Annotated in this window: 3 protein-coding genes, 1 pseudogene and 1 other annotated feature; all 4 genes and pseudogenes read left to right on the plus strand. The window is 40.5% G+C overall.

Annotated elements, in window-relative coordinates:
• Window positions 1-129 (plus strand): transposase domain-containing protein (locus tag B4H32_RS11445; RefSeq protein ID WP_286803151.1); only part of this gene is annotated, 129 nt, incomplete at its 5' end.
• A gap of 190 nt (window positions 130-319) precedes the next feature.
• Window positions 320-622: a helix-turn-helix transcriptional regulator gene (locus B4H32_RS11450; protein WP_004681114.1), complete on the plus strand. Its 303-nt coding sequence runs from the start codon at window positions 320-322 to the stop codon at window positions 620-622.
• A 4-nt stretch (window positions 623-626) separates the two neighbouring features.
• A complete protein-coding gene (locus tag B4H32_RS11455; RefSeq protein WP_004681116.1) occupies window positions 627-1,886 on the plus strand; it encodes a type II toxin-antitoxin system HipA family toxin in 1,260 nt (419 codons plus the stop codon).
• Between the two features lie 65 nt (window positions 1,887-1,951).
• Window positions 1,952-3,105 (plus strand): annotated as a pseudogene (locus B4H32_RS11460) (IS3 family transposase); the annotation flags it as partial.
• Window positions 2,227-2,345: a sequence feature (AL1L pseudoknot), on the plus strand. It overlaps the preceding pseudogene by 119 nt.

Genomic DNA, 3,105 nt, shown 5'->3' on the forward strand with positions numbered 1-3,105 from the left:
CAGTCAGCAAAGCTGAATGGGCTTGATCCGTATGCCTATTTAAGTGATGTGCTGAAAAGGTTGCCCACACATAAAGTGACCCAAATAGAAGAATTACTGCCACACCGCTGGAAACCTGAATCGAATTAAAAAATAGCTATGGGGTTCAGCGGACGCTTACGTATTAGATTCCTTTAGATTTTAAATATCTAATTGGACTTCTTTAATCTAATAGGATCTAATCAGCCCATAAATCACCTCATTACCGATTAACGAGCAAAGTTAATAACTCCATTATTTTGTGGTTTAATACATATATATAGACATAAGATACAATATTATGGATTTAAAATTCAAAAAACCTGAAGAGGTTGTTACTTCATTATGTGAAAGGCTTCGCAAAGAACGACTTTATCTGGAAATGACTCAGGCAGACGTCGCTACACGTGCTGGTGTTAGTGTGAATACAGTATCTAATCTGGAAGCTGGTCGAAATGTTTCATTTGAAAATTTAGTACGTGTTGCCATGGTATTAGGCCGATTAAAAGAATTAGAGGAACTCTTTAAACCTCATTTAAACAGTGTAAATGACATTCTCCGCTATGAGAGCAATACGGCTCGCCAACGTATCAAAAGGAAATAAGTCCATGCTCAAAAAACTTAATGTTTACTACAATGGATGGGGTGAATATTGGCTTTGGGGTACACTGGTCTCCTCAACCGCAATCACAGGTCGGCCATTAATCGCCTTTGAATACAGTCCAGAAGCGATCAGTAAAGGTTTAGAACTTTCCTCTTACCTACTTCCGTTAAAAGGTGACTCATTAAGAACGAACTTTCCTGCACATCAAATGGGATTGCCAGGTCCTACATATGATGCCTTGCCCGATGGTTGGGGCATGCTTCTTATGGATCGCTTATTTAAAAAAAATGGATTCAATCCTGCGCGGATTGGGCCATTAGAAAGACTCACGTATATTAATACACATGCGATGGGAGCATTATCCTTTGAACCTTCAGCAACTGAGTTCGCATTAACTGAAAATATCCCACTGATTAAACTCGCTCAAGAAGTTCAGGAAGTTCTCAAAGGAGAAGGTGCAGAATTTTTACAGCATTTATTAATTATGGGTGGATCTCCACAAGGTGCAAGGCCAAAAGCGCTCATCTATCGTGATCCTGTCACCAACGAATTCTCAACAGTTAGCTCACATCAACATGAAGCTTGGCTGATCAAATTTCCCGCTCAGCAAGAGCATCCTGAAGTTTGTGCAATTGAAGCTGTTTATGCAGAATGTTTGCGTCATTGTCATATTGATACCCCTGACACTCAATATTTTACTCTTCCGAATGGATTAACCGCATTTGCATCAAAGAGATTTGACCGCCACGATGGCATGCGTATCCCTATGCAAAGTTTAGCGGCCTTCACCGGAGCTGATTTTAAATCACCAGGGAGTTTAGACTACAGTAACTTTCTTCGCGCTGCACACTTTTGCACCAATGATGTTCGCGAAAAAGCAATTGCATTCAAGCGAGCTGTTTTCAATGTAGTCTTCAATAATCGAGATGATCATTGCAAAAACTTTTCATTTCTGATGTCCCAAAATGGGCAATGGAAACTATCCCCTGCCTATGATGTTACTTTCTGTGAAGGGCCAGGTGGATATCATCAAATGGATATCATGGGTGAGGCACTGGATATTCCTCGACAAGCTCTTGTAAAACTTGGTACTCAGGAAGCGGAACTTTCTGCCCAAGAAGTCGATGAAATTATTAGTTCGATTTGTAAGGTTGCAATCCGATTCAGCAATATCGCTCATGATCTATTACCTGGACAAATTCAAGCAGAGACTATCCAAATGATCCAAAATAGGATTGAGCATAATATCAATTTATTGCACTAAATAGCTTTTACAAAGTGAACCGTACCGGGTTTGTCGGAGACCATTTTTCTTGAGAGAATGTCCCAATGACAAAACCAAAATATACTCCTGAAATCAGAGACAGAGCGGTTCAATTATTGATTGAATCCGAAAAAGATTATCCTTCTACTTGGGCTGCAATCACAGCAATTGCACCTAAAATTGGTTGTACCCCTGAAACACTACGTTCCTGGCATCAAAAATATTTGGATCAACAAAATCCAGTTTAAGTACAGCAGCTTTCAGATCAAGAACGTATTAAACAGCTCGAACGTGAAAATAAAGAGCTGCAACGTGCCAATGAAATTCTACGCAAAGCAGCCGCTTTTTTCGCCCAGGCGGAGCTCGCCCCCCTACACAAATAATGGTGGATTATATCCATAAAAAAATAAAGATCGATATGGTGTTGAAGCGATTTGTAGGATTTTACCAATCGCTGCTTCTACCTATTGTCGAACACTAGATCTCGCAGATGAGAAGCATTGCTTCGCAAGGGAATATCGAGCGAAACGGGATCTGCATGACCTGCATCATGCTGAGGAGATTAAACGAATTTGGAAGGAAAGTTCAGGTCGGTATGGTGTACGTAAAGTCTGGCAACAACTGAAACGTGAAGGCTGTATTATTGCACGTTGTACAGTTGCTCGATTGATGCAGAAGCTAGGTATACAAGGTGTTTGGCGTGGTAAGAATAAACAAACTACTCGTAACCGAGATTACCAAAAACGAGCAGATGATTTAGTGAAACGTAATTTTAATGCTGATCATCCTGACCCTTGCGAAGCAGCGCTTCTCGGGTGAGTGACTTTACATATATTCAAACTCATTCAGGCTGGGTCTATACCGCCTTTATTATTGATGTCTTCTCACGAGCAATTGTTAGATGGAAAGTATCGACACGCATGAATACAGATATGGTGCTCGATGCACTGGAGCAAGCATTGCACGATCGAGGCATGCCAAAGAATGTGATTCATCATTCTGATAGAGGTGTTCAATATCTTTCGATTCGGTATACCCATCGTTTAGAAGCAGCAAATTTACGAGCATCAGTCGGTACGACAGGTGATTCATACGATAATGCTTTGGCTGAAACGGTGAATGGCTTATACAAAACAGAGGTGATTGAATATTTAAAAGCAGATTGGCAAGGTTTAGCAGATGTACAACTTGCGACATTAAATTGGGTAGATTGGTTCAA

It is taken from the genome of Acinetobacter sp. UBA2063 (assembly GCF_002333245.1).
Classification (GTDB): domain Bacteria; phylum Pseudomonadota; class Gammaproteobacteria; order Pseudomonadales; family Moraxellaceae; genus Acinetobacter; species Acinetobacter parvus.

Coding starts and splice junctions, on each gene's coding strand:
- B4H32_RS11455 (WP_004681116.1), top strand. CDS start 627: ATGCTCAAAAAACTTAATGTTTACTACAATGGATGGGGTGAATATTGG.
- B4H32_RS11450 (WP_004681114.1), top strand. CDS start 320: ATGGATTTAAAATTCAAAAAACCTGAAGAGGTTGTTACTTCATTATGT.